This window comes from Rhodococcus sp. UYP9, assembly GCF_040547235.1.
Classification (GTDB): domain Bacteria; phylum Actinomycetota; class Actinomycetes; order Mycobacteriales; family Mycobacteriaceae; genus Rhodococcoides.
In genome coordinates this window covers 97,657-112,939 of record NZ_JBEPPH010000002.1, presented here as the reverse complement: position 1 = coordinate 112,939, position 15,283 = coordinate 97,657, and the positions used below count along the sequence as shown (strand labels likewise).

The 15,283-nt window shown below is 62.1% G+C and carries 20 protein-coding genes and 1 tRNA gene; 9 read left to right on the top strand and 12 right to left on the bottom strand.

The features are described 5' to 3' along the window. Positions 1-108: 108 nt before the first annotated feature. The gene (locus tag ABIB36_RS06840; RefSeq protein ID WP_354560069.1) at positions 109-645 is read left to right on the top strand and encodes a DUF3558 domain-containing protein; all 537 of its coding nucleotides are present in this window, start codon (positions 109-111) and stop codon (positions 643-645) included. A gap of 26 nt (positions 646-671) precedes the next feature. Then, a complete protein-coding gene (locus ABIB36_RS06835) occupies positions 672-1,055 on the top strand; it encodes a hypothetical protein (protein ID WP_354560071.1) in 384 nt (127 codons plus the stop codon). Positions 1,056-1,095: 40 nt separating this feature from the next. Here the strand turns inward: ABIB36_RS06835 and ABIB36_RS06830 are convergent, their stop codons facing one another. Both ABIB36_RS06830 and ABIB36_RS06825 read right to left on the bottom strand, forming a co-directional pair. Continuing rightward, a complete protein-coding gene (locus tag ABIB36_RS06830; RefSeq protein WP_084345927.1) occupies positions 1,096-1,446 on the bottom strand; it encodes a VOC family protein in 351 nt (116 codons plus the stop codon). An 86-nt stretch (positions 1,447-1,532) separates the two neighbouring features. After that, positions 1,533-2,219 carry a YceI family protein gene (locus tag ABIB36_RS06825; RefSeq protein ID WP_084345719.1) on the bottom strand — a complete coding sequence of 229 codons (687 nt, stop codon included), beginning with the start codon at positions 2,217-2,219 and terminating at the stop codon, positions 1,533-1,535. A gap of 164 nt (positions 2,220-2,383) precedes the next feature. Between ABIB36_RS06825 and ABIB36_RS06820 the strand changes: the two genes are divergently transcribed. From ABIB36_RS06820 to ABIB36_RS06800, 5 genes are all read left to right on the top strand, one after another. Beyond that, positions 2,384-3,046: a hypothetical protein gene (locus ABIB36_RS06820; RefSeq protein ID WP_084345720.1), complete on the top strand. Its 663-nt coding sequence runs from the start codon at positions 2,384-2,386 to the stop codon at positions 3,044-3,046. After that, the gene (locus tag ABIB36_RS06815; RefSeq protein ID WP_084345721.1) at positions 3,043-3,531 is read left to right on the top strand and encodes an RDD family protein; all 489 of its coding nucleotides are present in this window, start codon (positions 3,043-3,045) and stop codon (positions 3,529-3,531) included. Before ABIB36_RS06820 ends, ABIB36_RS06815 begins: the two co-directional genes overlap by 4 nt. 4 nt (positions 3,532-3,535) lie before the next feature. Beyond that, a complete protein-coding gene (locus ABIB36_RS06810; protein ID WP_354560074.1) occupies positions 3,536-4,546 on the top strand; it encodes a PHP domain-containing protein in 1,011 nt (336 codons plus the stop codon). Positions 4,547-4,620: 74 nt separating this feature from the next. Further along, positions 4,621-5,448: an alpha/beta hydrolase family protein gene (locus ABIB36_RS06805; protein ID WP_354560076.1), complete on the top strand. Its 828-nt coding sequence runs from the start codon at positions 4,621-4,623 to the stop codon at positions 5,446-5,448. Positions 5,449-5,479: 31 nt separating this feature from the next. Continuing rightward, positions 5,480-6,010, top strand: coding sequence for a hypothetical protein (locus ABIB36_RS06800; protein WP_084345724.1), 531 nt, complete (start codon positions 5,480-5,482; stop codon positions 6,008-6,010). A 47-nt stretch (positions 6,011-6,057) separates the two neighbouring features. Here ABIB36_RS06800 and ABIB36_RS06795 read toward each other — a convergent pair whose 3' ends face one another. The 6 genes from ABIB36_RS06795 to ABIB36_RS06770 form a co-directional block, all read right to left on the bottom strand. After that, positions 6,058-6,546 carry an FBP domain-containing protein gene (locus ABIB36_RS06795; protein WP_084345725.1) on the bottom strand — a complete coding sequence of 163 codons (489 nt, stop codon included), beginning with the start codon at positions 6,544-6,546 and terminating at the stop codon, positions 6,058-6,060. 7 nt (positions 6,547-6,553) lie between these two features. After that, complete coding sequence (locus tag ABIB36_RS06790) at positions 6,554-7,132, bottom strand: TetR/AcrR family transcriptional regulator (protein ID WP_354560078.1); 579 nt, start codon at positions 7,130-7,132, stop codon at positions 6,554-6,556. 164 nt (positions 7,133-7,296) lie between these two features. Next, positions 7,297-7,387: transfer RNA gene (locus tag ABIB36_RS06785), tRNA-Ser, on the bottom strand. Between the two features lie 59 nt (positions 7,388-7,446). Continuing rightward, complete coding sequence (locus ABIB36_RS06780; RefSeq protein WP_084345727.1) at positions 7,447-7,644, bottom strand: CsbD family protein; 198 nt, start codon at positions 7,642-7,644, stop codon at positions 7,447-7,449. 95 nt (positions 7,645-7,739) lie between these two features. Next, a complete protein-coding gene (locus tag ABIB36_RS06775) occupies positions 7,740-8,192 on the bottom strand; it encodes a nucleoside deaminase (RefSeq protein ID WP_354560080.1) in 453 nt (150 codons plus the stop codon). Positions 8,193-8,198: 6 nt separating this feature from the next. Continuing rightward, positions 8,199-8,762 carry a tRNA adenosine deaminase-associated protein gene (locus ABIB36_RS06770; RefSeq protein ID WP_354560082.1) on the bottom strand — a complete coding sequence of 188 codons (564 nt, stop codon included), beginning with the start codon at positions 8,760-8,762 and terminating at the stop codon, positions 8,199-8,201. 83 nt (positions 8,763-8,845) lie between these two features. On the opposite strand from ABIB36_RS06770, the gene ABIB36_RS06765 reads away from it, so the two are divergent. Continuing rightward, on the top strand, positions 8,846-9,802 hold the full coding sequence (locus ABIB36_RS06765) for a prephenate dehydrogenase (protein ID WP_354560084.1): 957 nt from the start codon (positions 8,846-8,848) through the stop codon (positions 9,800-9,802). Here ABIB36_RS06765 and ABIB36_RS06760 read toward each other — a convergent pair. Beyond that, on the bottom strand, positions 9,775-10,290 hold the full coding sequence (locus tag ABIB36_RS06760; protein WP_143542078.1) for a putative glycolipid-binding domain-containing protein: 516 nt from the start codon (positions 10,288-10,290) through the stop codon (positions 9,775-9,777). The genes ABIB36_RS06765 and ABIB36_RS06760 overlap by 28 nt on opposite strands. A 335-nt stretch (positions 10,291-10,625) precedes the next feature. Between ABIB36_RS06760 and ABIB36_RS06755 the strand changes: the two genes are divergently transcribed. Further along, on the top strand, positions 10,626-10,952 hold the full coding sequence (locus tag ABIB36_RS06755) for a hypothetical protein (RefSeq protein ID WP_354560086.1): 327 nt from the start codon (positions 10,626-10,628) through the stop codon (positions 10,950-10,952). A gap of 13 nt (positions 10,953-10,965) precedes the next feature. On the opposite strand, the gene ABIB36_RS06750 is transcribed toward ABIB36_RS06755, so the two are convergent. Genes ABIB36_RS06750 through ABIB36_RS06740 form a run of 3 tightly spaced genes read right to left on the bottom strand, consistent with a single transcriptional unit; the run spans position 10,966 to position 15,067 of the window. Beyond that, on the bottom strand, positions 10,966-11,397 hold the full coding sequence (locus tag ABIB36_RS06750) for a MepB family protein (protein WP_084345732.1): 432 nt from the start codon (positions 11,395-11,397) through the stop codon (positions 10,966-10,968). A 45-nt stretch (positions 11,398-11,442) separates the two neighbouring features. Further along, a complete protein-coding gene (locus ABIB36_RS06745) occupies positions 11,443-13,269 on the bottom strand; it encodes an ABC transporter ATP-binding protein (protein WP_354560088.1) in 1,827 nt (608 codons plus the stop codon). Beyond that, positions 13,262-15,067, bottom strand: coding sequence for an ABC transporter ATP-binding protein (locus tag ABIB36_RS06740; RefSeq protein WP_502944894.1), 1,806 nt, complete (start codon positions 15,065-15,067; stop codon positions 13,262-13,264). Before ABIB36_RS06740 ends, ABIB36_RS06745 begins: the two co-directional genes overlap by 8 nt. Between the last annotated feature and the right edge of the window lie 216 nt (positions 15,068-15,283).

The following is a 15,283-nucleotide window of genomic DNA, read 5'->3' as shown; positions in this document are numbered from 1 at the left end:
ACCCGGGCGGTCGAGCGAATTCACCGGTTTGGCTCAGGCGCCGGCGGAAGGGAACCGTTTCTGTCTCGACTGCGTCTAATCTGTCGACGGAACAATCAAGGAGGGGCGATGCGACGTGGAGTGCTGGCAACAGCCGCTGCCCTGACCCTCCTCACCAGCTGCGGCCAACCCGTCGAAGGCAACGCGGTCGCCGGCGAACCCTCACTGGCCGACCAGTTCGACCCCTGCACCATCCCCGACGACGCCATCGCGCGCACCGGACTCGATCCGCAATCGGAGAGGGAAGGGCTGGGCCCGGGCACGTCGACAAGGGAATGGAAAATGTGCGGGTGGAACGGTCCGAATGGCAACACTTGGTACTCGTATCAGATCCAGTTTTCGCAAAAGTTCACGCTCCAGGATGTTCGAAACAAAGCCGACAACACGGACTTCAGTGACATCACTGTCGGCACGCGGACCGCTCTGCAGTACCGATTGCAAGCTACAGATGCGCTCGGCATATGCAATGTCGCATTCGACACCAACGAGGGGTTGGCGCAGATCTTCGCCCTCAGCCACAGTGTGACCGATACAAAAAATGGCGATCTATGCGAAATAGTTCTTCGCCACACCGAAGATATCGAGCAGTTCCTACCACCGTCCTGAGCAGTGAACGTAACCGAGGAGACTCCATGAGCCCACCACCGATTGGGATTGATCTGCTCAGTCACTGGCAAGATCTAGCACTCGCTGCAGATATGGGGGACCTGATTCTCGAAGAGGATGCCGCAAGACTCTGTGACAGAGCGTGCGATGAGTACCTGGCGACACTGAACGTGTTGAAAGTTGACGCAAGCGGGCTTGGAAATATCAAAGGCATGGGTGACTTCGAATCCGGCCGGGCGCTGGCGCGGAAGTTTTCGCTGAAAGCAGTGGGCGGTGACAACAACCTCGTCGATGTCTTGGACAGCCACATTCTCGTAGTCGAATCCATGCAAACTGTATTCCGCAAGTTCATCGTCAGCACCGCCGCAACCGACGGGGAGAACGCGTCGAGTATCGACGGGCCAAAGTAGGAGTCCAAACACCCGACGGCACGGGCAAAACGGCGTTCTCTCAGTGCTGTTGGACGATATTGAAGACGTTCCCATCCGGAGCCCGGACGAAGAATCGAGTCACTCCCCAGGTTTCGGTGGTCAGCGGATGCACGATGTCGTACCCATTCTCCTGCGCCTCGGCGAGGGCCGCGTCGATGTCGTCGACTTTGATCGAGACGACGGGGTTGGCGGAGGCAGACGCGTCGTGCGTAAGAATTTGGATGTGGGCTCCTGTGCTCGGCGACGTGTACCGGGCGACCCATCCCAGGTTGAACTCTTCGACGCTCAGGCCGAGGTAGTCGGTGTAGAAGCTTCGTGCCTCGCCCATATCGGGTACCGCAATGTCGGCGATGATATCGGTGATCTTCATGTGCATCTCCTCCGCGAGGTGATCTTCTTTCCCAAATCCTGCCACGAGGCTGGGGCACATGGATCGACGTTCCTCGAATCGGTGTTCTAAGTGCTCGAGTTGATCAGAAAGTCCACGGATCCGGTTGCTTCGACTGTCACGAATCCTAGTGATGGCGGTTCGATTCCGTAGTCGCTCCACGTCGTCGGGATACTTCCCGACGCGATCAGCGAATCACCGGATTGCAGTACCTCCATCTGAACCGAGACCTTCCGCGACTGGTCTTTGAGTGTCAGAGTGCCTTCTGCTGTGACAGTTTCGGTAGTTCCGTCCTTCGGGAGTGCCGACAGATCGACAGGCGAATCGATGGTGAACATTGCCGTCGGGTAGGTGGCCGTGTCGAAGATGTTTCCGCGGAACTGGCTGTCGCGCCGCCCATTGTCGGTACTGATCGAATTCGTCTGCACCACAACCTCGCCCGCGGTGAGCGAATTATCGGCGATGGTGACGCTGCCGCTCACTTCGGTGGTCGAACCCACGACCGTGACGTCGGCCCCGTTGAGGACCTCCTTGACGGTGTATCCCGCGGCCGTCGTGTTGGCCGCGTCTCCCGCGACCACCGTCCACCGTCCGTCGATGCCGTCGGTCGACGCGGCCTGCGCTCCGGACGTGGACACGGTAGCTGCAGGGGCGTCGTCCTCGGCGAAAATTTTGCCGTAGATCCAGGGTCCGACGAGAATTACGAGGGCCACTACGACCACTATCCCGAGCGCACTCCACCGTTTCTTGGTCATGCAACCCGATGCTAGTTGCACCTTCAACTCGATGGGTGACCTAGCGCCTGGCAAGTTACTGAGATATTCGTCCGTCTTCGCCGGCAGGGCTCGGACTGGATAGCCGTACCAAAACTCCTCCCGAACTGGAATGCTGGTATTCGACGATCAAGGTGGTGGCGCGTATGCCGGACGAAGTACGACTGATCAACCTCGCTGCCGGCATGGCGGTGACGGCAGCAGGTGCCGCACGCGGATCCTTGCGCATGCTCACCCGCCTCCCCGGGCTGTCCGGACCTGCCGAAGCTCTGTCCGTACGCGGCGAGCGGGCGGTAGCTGCAGCCGCTGTAGTCGTGGACGCTCTGATTCGTCTCACGATCACCAAGGTGGTAGCTGCTGCCCTGGACGAGATCGATCTGACGCGGCTCATCCGAGAGAACGTCGATATCGATTCCATCGTCGAGGGCGTCGACCTGGACAGAGCTGTCGCGAGGGTAGATCTCGACAGCGTGGTCGCCCGAGTGGACCTCGACAAGGCCGTGTCGCGGGTCGACATTGCCGCCGTCATCGGTCGAGTCGATCTCGATGCCATCATCGAGACCGTCGACCTCGATCGCGCCGTTGCGCGGGTGAACCTCGATTCCGCGATCGCCAAGGTGGACCTGATCGCTCTCGCGAACTTCGTGATCGAGGGCGTCGACCTGCCGGACATCATTCGCGAGTCGACGGGGTCGCTGTCGGCCGAGGCTGTGCGAGGAGTCCGCAGCCAGGGAATGCAGGCCGACGATGCGGTGACGCATTTCGTCGGACGGCTGTTCGGACGCGATCAAGGTCCGGCGACCCCATGAGCCATCCACAACCTTCATTCGAGGACATGCGGCCGGCCGGGATCGTCACGCGCGGAGTTGCAGCGTTCATCGATCTCGCCGTGGTCGGGGCGCTGATGGGGTCGGTGTACGTCGGCTCCCTCTTCATGCAGTTGCTGTTCAGTCCGCAGTCCTTCAGCTTTCCTTCTCCTGCGGTATTCCTGTCGATTTCGGTCTTTCTTGCGTTGTCGATCGGCTATCTGACGCTGTGCTGGGCGACGACCGGTCGTACGGTCGGCGCAATTCTGATGGGTGTCCGACTGGTCTCCCCCCGTCACGGAGTGCTGCGGTGGCCGTTGGCGGCATTACGGGCCGTGCTCTGTGTCGTGTTCGCTTTCGGTCTGTTGTGGGCGGCTGTCGACGGGCGCAGGCGATCGTTGCAGGACATCGTGCTGCGCACCTCGGTGGTGTACGACTGGCAGCCGAACGCCGCGTTGGTCGACCCGCACGCGACTACTGGACAATAGGGACATGGACCCGATCGAAGCACTCCGCGAGATCGCCTATTGGCTCGAACGCTCACGCGCAGACACGCACCGTGTCAAGGCATATCGACGGGCAGCCGACGTCGTGGAATCGTTGGACGAAGCTGCGCGTTCGGAGCGCAACAGAACTGACTCGTGGTCCGCTCTGCCGGGGATCGGCGCTAAGACTTCCCTCATCATCCGGCAGGCCGTCGCAGGAGAGGTCCCCGAATATCTCGAGGAGAAGCGCGCCGAGGCACAGCCGATCGGCGAGAACGATCTACGTGCCGCGCTGCGCGGTGATCTGCACACCCACTCGAACTGGTCCGACGGCGGAAGCCCGATCGAGGAGATGATGCGAACGGCCCGCCGGCTCGGCCACGAGTACTGCGCGCTTACCGACCATTCGCCGAGACTCACTGTCGCCCACGGACTGACGGCCGAGCGTTTACGCCGTCAACTCGACGTCGTCGCCGAACTCAACGAGCAACTGGCGCCGTTCCGCATCCTTACCGGAATCGAGGTGGACATCCTCGACGACGGGAGCCTCGACCAAGACGGAGGGCTGCTCGCCGAGCTGGATATCGTTGTGGCAAGCGTGCATTCGAACCTTCGTGCCGACTCGGACACCATGACGCGGCGGATGGTCAACGCAATCGCCAACCCCCACGTCGATGTGCTCGGTCACTGCACCGGCAGGCTCGTCGAGGGCGGTCGCGGCACTCGGCCGGAATCGAAGTTCGACGCCGAGGTGGTGTTCGAAGGCTGTAAACAGTTCGGCACTGCGGTCGAGATCAACGCTCGACCGGAACGCCAGGACCCACCCGAGCGGCTCATCGACATCGTGCTCGAACGCGACTGCCTGTTCTCCATCGACACCGACGCGCACGCGCCGGGCCAATTGGATTGGCAGGGCTACGGATGCATTCGAGCCGAACAACAGGGCGTTCCGGCCGAACGCATCATCAACACTTGGGCACTCGAGGAACTCCTCGCTTGGACCGGTGGTAGTCGGTGAGATCAAGCCGAACCCTCACTTGCCTTACAACTCTCGCCCTTCTCTCCGGATGCACCTCTACCCAGCAGACCCAAGTGCCGCAGGCGCTTCCGACGCCGTCGCCTGCGCTGGTCCCCGCACAGTCCGATCCACCGATCCGACTTGCGTACGGTGCGAGCAAAGACAACATCGGAGATCTCTATCTCCCCGACAACGGCGTCGACGGACTCCCCGTTGTGGTCATGGTCCACGGCGGCGGTTGGCAAGCGAAGTACGACATGACGTACTTCGCTCCCATTTCGCAGGCGATTGCCGATCGCGGAATCGCCGTGTGGAACATCGAGTACCGCCGCGGTGTCGACTGGCGGGACACCCTCGCCGACGTCGACAACGCAACGGAAGCACTTGCGAACACCGTTCAGGAAGCCGCCGGTGGTCGATTGGATCTGGACCGCGTACAGGTTGCGGGGCACTCCGCGGGCGGGCAACTCGCGGCGTGGATCGCCGGCCGACACACACTCGACGCGTCCGCGCCGGGGGCGCAACCACGCATCCGTCCAGCCAGCGCGACAATCATGGCCGGGGTCTTCGACATGGCGCGGGCAGCGAACATCGGCAACGACAGGTTTGTCCCTGCATTCCTCGGTGGCATGCCCGACCAGGTTCCCGACAACTATCGCATCGCATCGCCGATCAACCATCTTCCGACCGACGTCGCGGTCACAGCAATTCACGGTGACAGCGACGCGACCGTGTCGGTGAACCAAAGCAAGGTGTACGTCGAGGCCGCTCGGTCGGTGGGAGACTCTGCCGAGCTCGAGATTCTGCCCGGCCTGGGTCATAGTGACTTCGTCGATCCCACGTCGGTGGCGTGGTCGACGTCGATCGATACCATTGCCGAACACGCTGTATCGCTGAACTGATCGAGCCACTCCCCTGATACATACTTTGCTCATGATGCGGATGATGTGGGTCGGCGTGCTCTCGATTCTTGCGCTCACCGGTTGCAGTTCGGAGGCGCCCAACTCGTCGAGCGAGGCTTCGGCTCCGGCCACCTCGGCGACATCTTCCGCAACTGCGCCTGCATCCTCGGCTCCCGCCGGGCCCTCGACCGCAGCCGAGGCTCCCCCGCTTGCGACGCCACCGCGATCACCCGAGCCGCTGCCCGAGGATGTGGGAGCAGATTTACCCCCGGTCGCGACGCCGCTCGGATCCCCCGAGCCGATGCCGGCACCGGAGGCGAACGTGGCTCTACCGCCGGAAGGAACGGATATGCCGCATGGCGAAGCGTTGTACCTCGACATCTGTCAGCGCTTCCTTCCCGCGATCGACGCGTTGGAATCGACAGGGGCAGCTAGCCGGGAACAGTCCGTCGTGGGGATGAGAGGAAAAATGGAATCCAATCCGAGTTGGTCGACAGTGTCGGTAGAGGATCAGCAGGAAATTGTGCGCGGACTCAGTGCTGCTGGAAACGGAAGTTGCTGAACGCAGCTGCCGTTTCCGAGCGTTTCGACTGCTGGGCTCACCCGTACTCAGATATAGAGTCGATGGACGAACAGTTCGATATTTTCCCTCACTCGCCCAGCACGCTCCTCGGGAGTGAGGTTCTCGCGGTATCGATTGCCCAGCGCCGGGGTCTTTTTACCTCTCGCGTACAGCGAGCATGCGAGATCGGTGCACATGTACGTGCCGACAGTGTTTCCACGTCGACCTGATTCGCCGACCTTCTTCGCCGTCATCAGCGACACGTTCCCCCGCGAATGCGTGGTCGTGCAGATCGTGCACATCTGTGCTCGATCGGATCCTGTTGTCTCGTAACGCAACGCAATGCCGATGACACCTGCTGGACGCGGAACGACGAGGTAGCCGCGGCCCGCGTACGAGCTATCGGTCCATCCGAGGAAATCCAGTTCTTCCCAACGCTTTTCGTCGAGGTCACGTGGAACGCTCATCCGCTTCGTGTCCCCCTTGGAGCAGTTGACGAATGACGCGCGTATGTCCTGTTCGGTGACAGGGTCCATGGTGATATCACTCCTTGGTAAGTGTCGGCCAATGTTCGAGTGCGTGGTGAAGCACGTCGAGCACCCTTTTCCACGAGTCCTCGGATTCACGCGGGGTGTACGCGAAGCCACCCGCAGCCTCGAGCGCGATGAAACCGTGAAACGTACTGCCCAGCAGCCGGACCGCATCGGTCTCGTCCGGTTCGGCGAGAGCGTAGGCACGCAAGACAGCACGCGACATGGCCGAATGCCGTCGGGCATCACTGGCCGCTGCCACGTCCGGGTCGAGGTCGAATTGCGTCGATGCGTAGCGTCCCGGATGCTCCCTGGCGTAGTCGCGGTAGGCGTTCGCGAATGCGACGAGTGCGTCCTTGCCCGCCCTGCCTGCCAAGGCGTCGGAGACACGGTCTGCGAGCTCGGACAACGACGCGACGGATACCCGCTGGCGTAAATCTCGCAGGTTCTTTATGTGCGAGTACAGGCTCGCGTCCTTGACGCCGAACGAGCGGGCCACAGCGAGCATTGTCACGTTCTGGAAACCGATCTCGTCGGCCATGTCCGCCGCCACCTCGGTCAAGCGAGAAAGCGTCACCCCTGCGCGTGCCATCGGACTCCATTCGAACTTGCTGTCTTAGTTTTTTAGCTAGCCACTCTAGGCAGAGTAGAGCAATTCCACGCTTTGCGCCACGATTTCGGGAGCAGTAGTTGTGGAGGACATGCGAAGAAGGCACAAAAAAGCGCCCCACCTGCGTGATGCAGGTGGGGCGCTCTTGGCGGTGGCGGAGGGATTTGAACCCTCGGACGGGGGTTACCCGTCACGCGCTTTCGAGGCGCGCTCCTTAGGCCGCTCGGACACGCCACCGCGGAAAACTGTACCGCAGTGACGGCGCGACACTAAATCGCCAGCTCAGCGTTGGTGGATCAGTGTCCGGTGAGCTTGTCCTTGATGGTGGAGGCTGCGTCCTTGACCTTCTCCGCGCCATCCTTGACTGCGGAAGAGACCTGATCGCCCTTGCCCTCGTTCTCGAGGTCCTTGTTTCCGGTGGCCGAACCGGCAGCTTCCTTTGCCTTGCCGCCCAGATCCTCGGTCTTGTTCGAGATCTTGTCGTCGAGTCCCATTAGTGCCTCCTAGGCAATGGAGTTACCGAGCGCGGGTACCGCGCCCCTTGCTCTAGGGGCTTATCCCGTGGGTGCAGCCGTCAAACATGAGAAGTTCATAAGCGTTCGCGGGCGAAGAATTCACGCAGGGTGGCAGCGCACTCCGCTTCGAGAATCCCACCACGGACGTGCGGTCGGTGAGTGAGTCGACGGTCTCGAACGACATCCCACAGCGATCCGACGGCGCCTGTCTTCGGTTCCCACGCCCCGAAGACCACCCTTTCGACACGAGCCAGGACCAGTGCGCCGGCGCACATCGTGCAGGGTTCCAGGGTCACGGCCAGCGTGCACCCTTCGAGCCGCCACCCGTCGCCGTGCACAGCGGCGGCCGCCCGCAGCGCCAGAATCTCGGCGTGAGCCGTCGGGTCCCCGGTGGACTCGCGCGCATTCGCGGCACGGGCCAGTTCGCGTCCGTCGGCGTCGAAGATTACTGCGCCGACCGGAACGTCACGATCGGACGCATCCCCCGCAGCGGCGAGTGCCGCTCGGATCAGATCCTCGTCGACCACGCCGGACTACCGAGGAAACTTGTCCAGAACGGCCGCGAGTTCGTCGGGGAAGCCGAGTCGCTCTGCGATCGAACCGAGCTGCTCGTCCGGATAGAGATCGGTTTCGGCCACGATGATGCCCAGGACCGCTTCAGGCAGGCCTAGATCGGCCAGCAACGCAAGATTGCCTTCTTCATAGGGCTCGATGTCATCGAGGTCATCCGGGTCGATATCGGGGATATCTACGTTGAGTGCGTCGAGTACCTCGGCAGCGATGTCGTATTCGATCGCTGCGGTGGCATCGGAGATCAGCAAATGTGTGCCCGACGGCGCGGGCCGGAGGATGACGAAGAACTCGTCGTCGATGTCGAGTAGCCCGAATACCGCGCCCGAGCTGCGCATCTCCCGTAGTTCGGTTTCCGCCGCCGACAACGACGTCAGTGCCGACATCGGTAGCGGTGTCACTCTCCACTTGCCGTCTTCCCGGACGACGGCAACGCCGAAGCCGTCCAGGTCGTCGTAACTGTTGTCATCCGGACCGTCGTCGTTCTTCGCCTTGGCGGAGTTGTTGCTCCCGCGCTGTGCAGCCATGCGCGCAACGGTAGTCGTGAGGACCACCGAAACTGAAGTCCGCCGTCAAGACGCCGTTTCGAACGGTGTGTCAATCTGTTCGGGTGACTACTGCCCCTGTGTGCGTTCTCGGACTCGGCCTGATCGGTGGATCGGTTCTGCAAGCTGCCGTTCGAGGTGGCCGGATCGCATGGGGATACAACCGGTCCGCGGACGCGATCGCCGGTTCCGTCGAAGCCGGCTACGACACCGGTACCGATCTGACCGCGGTGCTCACCCGTGCCGCCGAGTCCGGTGCGCTGATCGTCATCGCGGTCCCGATGCCCGCAGTCGACGCAATCCTCGCCGCCATCGCAGAGCATGCACCGAACAATGCGCTCACCGACGTCGTCAGCGTCAAAGCCGAGGTAGCGGCGGCAGTGTCACGACGGGGTTTGTCGGAGCGGTACGTAGGCGGGCATCCCATGGCCGGCACCGACCAGTCGGGTTGGTCCGCCGCCGATCCGGAACTGTTTCGCGACGCAGTCTGGGCTGTCGGCGTCGACGACGGCGTCGACCCGCAGGTGTGGCGTGAGGTGGCATCGCTTGCACTCGACTGCGGTTCGGTCGTCGTACCCGTCGAAGGCGGTGAGCACGACCGCGCTGTCGCCCGGATCTCACATCTTCCGCATCTCCTGGCTGAGACGCTCGCCCTCGTCGGGGCCTCCGGCAGCCCGCTGGCGTTGGGTCTGGCAGCAGGTTCGTTTCGTGACGGAACGCGCGTCGCGTCGACGGCACCGGCTCTGGTCAGTGCGATGTGCGAGGCAAACTCCGCCGCCCTCACCGACGCGCTCGACGAAGCGCTCGACGTGCTGACCCGGGCCCGCGAGGAACTGGCAACGGACGGGTCGACGCGCACGCTCGTGACAGCCGGGCATCGCGCGCGCACCCTCTACGAGGAGCACCAGCGATTCGATATCACCGGCATCGAACCGGGTGATGATCAGTGGCGCGAAAAATTCGGCTCCGCGGGAAGAAAAGGCGGAGTGATACGTCAGATTCGCTCGGCGAGCCCCGGGTAGTCGAGTACGAATCCGTCGGAATCGACCTTCAGTGTGGATGTCGAGACCGGTGAAAGAACGTGGATGCCGTCGGCGCCACTGCTGTAGGTGAGTTCGGCTTGCTGGATGGACAAGTCGAGCAAGTTGACGTAGATCACGGGAACCTGCACGTCGGAGGCATCGGTGTGCAACTCGAGCCGACGAATCGGCAGCGTATTGAAGAATGGGCTGAACACGACGTCGACATCGAGCGCCCCATTGTAGGTGGACCGCTGATGGTTGGACGAGTTCTCGATCATCCAGTAGCCCTCGTTGTCGCGACTCACCGAAGCCTGCTTCTCGCCGCCCGCGACGAATGTTCGCAGCGAGAGCCTGCGAGTGATGCCGTTTTCGTCCGTCACCAGGTCGTACGACGCGCTGAATGCCGGATGCTCCGCGCAGGCACCGCCGATGATCCGTCCGGCTGCCTTGATGCGATTGCCGCTCAGTTGGACGCGTACCGACTCCATCCGGGGAGCGTCGTGTGCCCGCCACGTCAAGATGGCAGGAAAGGCCGGCGCCGACGAACCCAGGGGTTCTGGCGCGGAGCCTGCGGAAAGACCTGGTTTTACTGGGGGGGAAACGCGTTGTTCACCCGGGGCTGGAGTGGTCACCCGACTACGGTAAGCGACACGGACCCCTGTAGAACAAGCGGTAGCGATTTTTATCCTCCGGGTACGGCTGACGGAGTCCTGCCTCTCACGGTTACAGGAGTCGTAATCCGACATTTCGGGCAGATTTGCGGTGGTGTCGATTACATCGAACCCGATGTTCGAAACTCCTCACCTTCACTAGGGTTGTCGTCGTGACTGCAGGTGACTTCGATTTCGCGCACTCCGAGCAGGCGGCGAAAAGTAGACGAGACAAGGCGACAGCCCTCGCACGCTTCGTCTGGGAACGCGGCATCGACTCGGAGGAGCTTCTCGAGCTGACCGACGCCACTCGACGCAAGCTCGCCCGTGCAGCCGACATTTCGCCGCCGAGCACGATGGAGACGTGGACCATTGCCGCCGAGTTGGTGGACAGCAAGTGCGCGTGGGCGCTCGCGAACCCGAACCATCCCGCGGCCAAGCCGAAGCATGCCGACGAGAAGATCATGTGGGTGAAACCGCCCATCACGCCATGGACCTAGGGCGGGCCGGAGCTCAATACTCCTCGAACGCGGACGCCTGAGCACGTTGCGTGGCAGTGGCCTGAGCATTCAGCCCGGTGCACCAACTCGGATACACCCGGAACCCACGCTTGCCCGGCCGCTTCCCTGAGGTGATGGCGAGTTCGGCAAGATGCGCGCGGGTGAACCGAAACACGCCGCGTCGGCCCCGTTTTTCCACGAAGACAAGCAGGCCCGCGGCCAGATCGTCTTCACCGAACGGCATCGTCGTTCCATCCGTGTCTCGCTGCCAGTAGCTGACGAAAGCGCCCGGCTTGGTCGGGGTGTTTCGCGCAGTCCGGATATGCCACGCCTCGTCGCAGATCTGGGCAATGCCCGACTCGTAGTCACTGTTGTGCATCTCGGGAGTCACCGCTGCGGCCAGCCCCACCTCGGCGGCATAGGCCTCGAACGCACTGAATTGCACACAGCCAAGCTATCTCACCCATCATCACTGCCCGAGGAAGCGCACTCACTGGACGAGGCTGGTTTCCCACGCGTCGTGCAGTTCGGCGAACCTGCCGTGCCGGGCGATGAGTTGATCCGGAGTCCCATCCTCGACGATGTTGCCGTTATCCATCACCAGGACGCGATCGGCGATCGCAACTGTCGACAAGCGGTGCGCGATGATCAACGCGGTCCGCCCCCGCAGAATCGTTTCGAGGGCGCGCTGCACCAATCGCTCGCTCGGGATGTCGAGGCTCGAGGTCGCCTCGTCGAGGACGATCACCGCTGGCGCGGCGAGGAACACTCGGGCGAACGCGACGAGTTGCCGCTGGCCTGAGCTGAGCCTGCCGCCTCGTTTTCGGACGTCGGTGTCGATTCCGTCGGGAAGTGTGGCGATGAACTCCGTGAGCCCGACGGCATCTGCTGCTGCCCGCACGTCCTCGTCGGTGGCGGTGGGCCTGCCGAGTCTGATGTTGTCGGCGACCGAGCCGGAGAACAGGAACGATTCCTGGGTCACCATGACGATGTGCTCGCGCATGTTCTCGTCGTCGAGTCTGCGGAGGTCCACTCCGTCGAGGCTGACCGTGCCCTCTGTCGGATCGTAGAAGCGTGCGAGAAGCTTTGCGAGAGTGGACTTTCCTGCACCGGTCGCGCCGACCATCGCCACGACCTGTCCGGCCGGTACGTGCAACGAGAATTCCGGCAGCACCACGCGGTCCGTGTTGTACGCGAACCGAACATGGTCGAAGTCGATGTCTCCCTGTGCAGAGCGGAGCAACACCGGATCTTTGGGCGTCTGCACCGACGGCACCTCCTCGAGCACTCCGGAGATCTTCTCGAGTGCGGCCGCTGCGGACTGATACGAGTTGAACACCTGCGCCAACTCGTCCAACGGTCCGTAGAACCGGCGCAAATACAGCACATACGCTGCGAGCACACCGATATCCATGTGGCCGTTGATCACCCGGTAACTACCGAACACCACGATGATCACGAGCGTGAGATTGCCGATCCACCGAACGATGCCGGTGTAGCTCGCCATTCCGCGCAACGCAGACGTCGTCGCGTCTCGGTATTCACTGTCCTCTACCTCGAGGATCGCATCGTTGCGCTGCTCCCGGCGGAAAACCTGTACCGCGCGAATGCCACCCATCGACTCGACGAAATGGACGACGACCTTTGCAATGGCCACCCGTGTGCGTCGATATCCGGTGCGCTGCTTGCGCTGCGACCACCGCGTCACCAGAACCAGCGGAACGAAGCCTGCCAGCACCACAAGTGCGAGCGGCACATCGAGATACACCAGAATGACCGCGATGGTGACGATCGACAGAACCGCGGACAAGGCGTCGTTCAAGGCACTTTCGAGCAACGTCTGCAGCGATTCCACATCGCTGGTCAATCGCGAGATGAGCCGGCCCGAGGTGTACTTCTCGTGGAACGACAAGCTCAACTGCTGCGCGTGCACGAATACGCGTTTACGCAGATCGAACAGGATCGATTGGCTGAGCCGCCCGGACACGATCAGAAAAGTGTACGTGGTGATCGCACCGAGAACGCCGAATCCTATGTAGCCCAGTACCGTCCATACCAGCGGCATCCAGCGGCCGTCCTGTGCAGCGGAGATCCCGTTGTCGAGCGCGTATGCGATGAACAGTGGACCGGCGACGAACGCCAGGTTGTCCACGATGATGACCACCAGCGCCAGCAACGCCTGTTTCTTGTACGGCCGAACCAACGACGCCAAGAGTCGACGAGACCTCGCCGCCAGGACCAGGTTGCCCGTCGAATCGACATCGGAATCCTCGTTGCCGACGCCTCGCCAATCACCGACTCTCTGCTGCTCAGCCATCGACAGATCCCGCTTCGATCGAACCCATTACGTGGCGGTACCTCGGCGACGACGCCAGAAGGCGCTCATGCGTCCCCTGCTCCACAATTCTTCCGTTCTCCAGATACAGCACCCGATCCGCGAGCGCAGCAGTCGACGGCCGGTGCGCGACCAGCAACGTCGTCGAAAGAGTCAGGACGCGTCGTAGATCGTGTTGAACCAAAGCCTCGGTGTTGACGTCCAGGGCCGAGAGCGGGTCGTCGAGCACCAGAATTCGCGGCTTCCCGAGCACCGCCCGCGCCAGCGCCAATCGCTGACGCTGCCCACCGGACAGGCTCATACCCTGTTCCCCGATTCGAGTGTCCAGCCCCCAGGGCAGCTGATCCACGAACTCGACGGCATGAGCGATCTGCAACGCTTCCTCTACGTCGACATCCGATGCACCCGGCCGACCGAGTGCGATGTTCTCGCGCACGCTCGCCGAGAACAGGACCGGATCCTCGAACGCAACCGACACCACCGAACGCAGGTCCTCGAGCGCCAACGTCCTGATGTCGATACCGTCGATCGTGATCGCACCCGCCGTGACGTCGTAGAGTCGCGGCACCAGATTGGTCAGCGCAGTCTTCCCACTACCCGTCACCCCGACGAGCGCGACCGTCTCACCCGGTTCGATCCGGAAGTCGACATCGGTCAACAGAGGTGCCGACGCGTCGGGAAACGTGAAGCCGACGCCATGGAACGCCAACGTTCCATGCACGTCTTTCGGAAGCGGCACCGGCGCAACAGGTTCACTGATCGTCTCGGGTGTGTCCATGATTTCCCAGTAACGATCCGCGGCCGTGCGTGCATTGTTCAGCTCGGCGAGCAGGAATCCGAACGATTCGATGGGCCACAGCAGGAAAGACACGATGGCCATCGACGCGACCAACATTCCTGCTGTCATCGTGCCCGCCACGATCGAGTAGGTCCCGAAGGCGAGCATCAGCCCGATTCCGATCGGCGGGATGCCGACGATCAGCGACCACAGGATCGCGAGATATCGAACCTTTCGCAGTTCGGTGCCACGCAGCGTCGCTGCTTCGGAAAGGAATCTTCGGCCCAGATGCGCGCTCCGGCCGAACGCCTTGAGCACCCGGATTCCCTGAATGGATTCCTCGACAGTGGTCGTGACATCGCCCGCCTGATCCTGCGCATCCCGCGCGAGAACGCGATAGAGCGACTCGAAACGCGCGCAGATGATCACGAGCGGAACAGTCGTCACAGCCATGATGAGACCGAGCTGCCAGGATTGGACGAACAGAACGCCCAGCCCGACGACCAGCGTTACCGTGTTGATGATCAAAAAGGGACCGATGAAGGCGACGAAACGTCGTAGCGCCGACAGGTCCGCTATCGCGCGTGAGAGCAACTGGCCGGATTCCCAGCCTTCGTGCGCGGACACCGACAGTCGCTGCAACTTCTCGAAGACCGTTGCACGTGCCGAAATCTCGAACTGACTCGACGGCCCGGACACCAGATAGCGTCGAATCCAGATACCCACGGCATCGATGGTGCCCAGCAGCAAAATCAATGCCGCAGGCCACCACACGCCCGCAACGTTGCCCTCGGTGATGGGGCCGTCGATGACGCCCTGGATCACGAGTGGAATCGCCAGCCCAGTGAGAGTCGCCACCAACGACACGGCGATCGAGACGAAAAAATACCACCGATACGGTGCAATGAACGGCAGAAAGCGTGCCAACGAACTGCGTTCCTCAGGATTCGAGGACGACGAATCGACCGTCCCTACCTCGGGCTCGAGCACACTCGTCGACACTTGAAACTCCTTCGCACTGTCAGAGGAATGGTTTCACTCCGCAGTTCTTCGACCAACCGATTTTCGGGCCGCCACATTCCACGGCATGAGAGCTCGTGCGCCTCACCGTGCGCCTCGCCTAACCTGTCGGAGGTCTCGAGTAACGTTCTCCATGAATTTGGGTGTCGATCAGTTACAGAGTCCGATCAGTTTCAAGAGTCCGATCAGTTTCAAGAG

Bases quoted from the DNA above. Each gene is read 5' to 3' on its own strand.
- ABIB36_RS06840 (WP_354560069.1), top strand. From the start codon at position 109: ATGCGACGTGGAGTGCTGGCAACAGCCGCTGCCCTGACCCTCCTCACC.
- ABIB36_RS06835 (WP_354560071.1), top strand. From the start codon at position 672: ATGAGCCCACCACCGATTGGGATTGATCTGCTCAGTCACTGGCAAGAT.
- ABIB36_RS06830 (WP_084345927.1), bottom strand. From the start codon at position 1,446: ATGAAGATCACCGATATCATCGCCGACATTGCGGTACCCGATATGGGC.
- ABIB36_RS06825 (WP_084345719.1), bottom strand. From the start codon at position 2,219: ATGACCAAGAAACGGTGGAGTGCGCTCGGGATAGTGGTCGTAGTGGCC.
- ABIB36_RS06820 (WP_084345720.1), top strand. From the start codon at position 2,384: ATGCCGGACGAAGTACGACTGATCAACCTCGCTGCCGGCATGGCGGTG.
- ABIB36_RS06815 (WP_084345721.1), top strand. From the start codon at position 3,043: ATGAGCCATCCACAACCTTCATTCGAGGACATGCGGCCGGCCGGGATC.
- ABIB36_RS06810 (WP_354560074.1), top strand. From the start codon at position 3,536: ATGGACCCGATCGAAGCACTCCGCGAGATCGCCTATTGGCTCGAACGC.
- ABIB36_RS06800 (WP_084345724.1), top strand. From the start codon at position 5,480: ATGATGCGGATGATGTGGGTCGGCGTGCTCTCGATTCTTGCGCTCACC.
- ABIB36_RS06795 (WP_084345725.1), bottom strand. From the start codon at position 6,546: ATGGACCCTGTCACCGAACAGGACATACGCGCGTCATTCGTCAACTGC.
- ABIB36_RS06790 (WP_354560078.1), bottom strand. From the start codon at position 7,132: ATGGCACGCGCAGGGGTGACGCTTTCTCGCTTGACCGAGGTGGCGGCG.
- ABIB36_RS06780 (WP_084345727.1), bottom strand. From the start codon at position 7,644: ATGGGACTCGACGACAAGATCTCGAACAAGACCGAGGATCTGGGCGGC.
- ABIB36_RS06770 (WP_354560082.1), bottom strand. From the start codon at position 8,762: ATGGCTGCACAGCGCGGGAGCAACAACTCCGCCAAGGCGAAGAACGAC.
- ABIB36_RS06760 (WP_143542078.1), bottom strand. From the start codon at position 10,290: ATGGAGTCGGTACGCGTCCAACTGAGCGGCAATCGCATCAAGGCAGCC.
- ABIB36_RS06745 (WP_354560088.1), bottom strand. From the start codon at position 13,269: ATGGCTGAGCAGCAGAGAGTCGGTGATTGGCGAGGCGTCGGCAACGAG.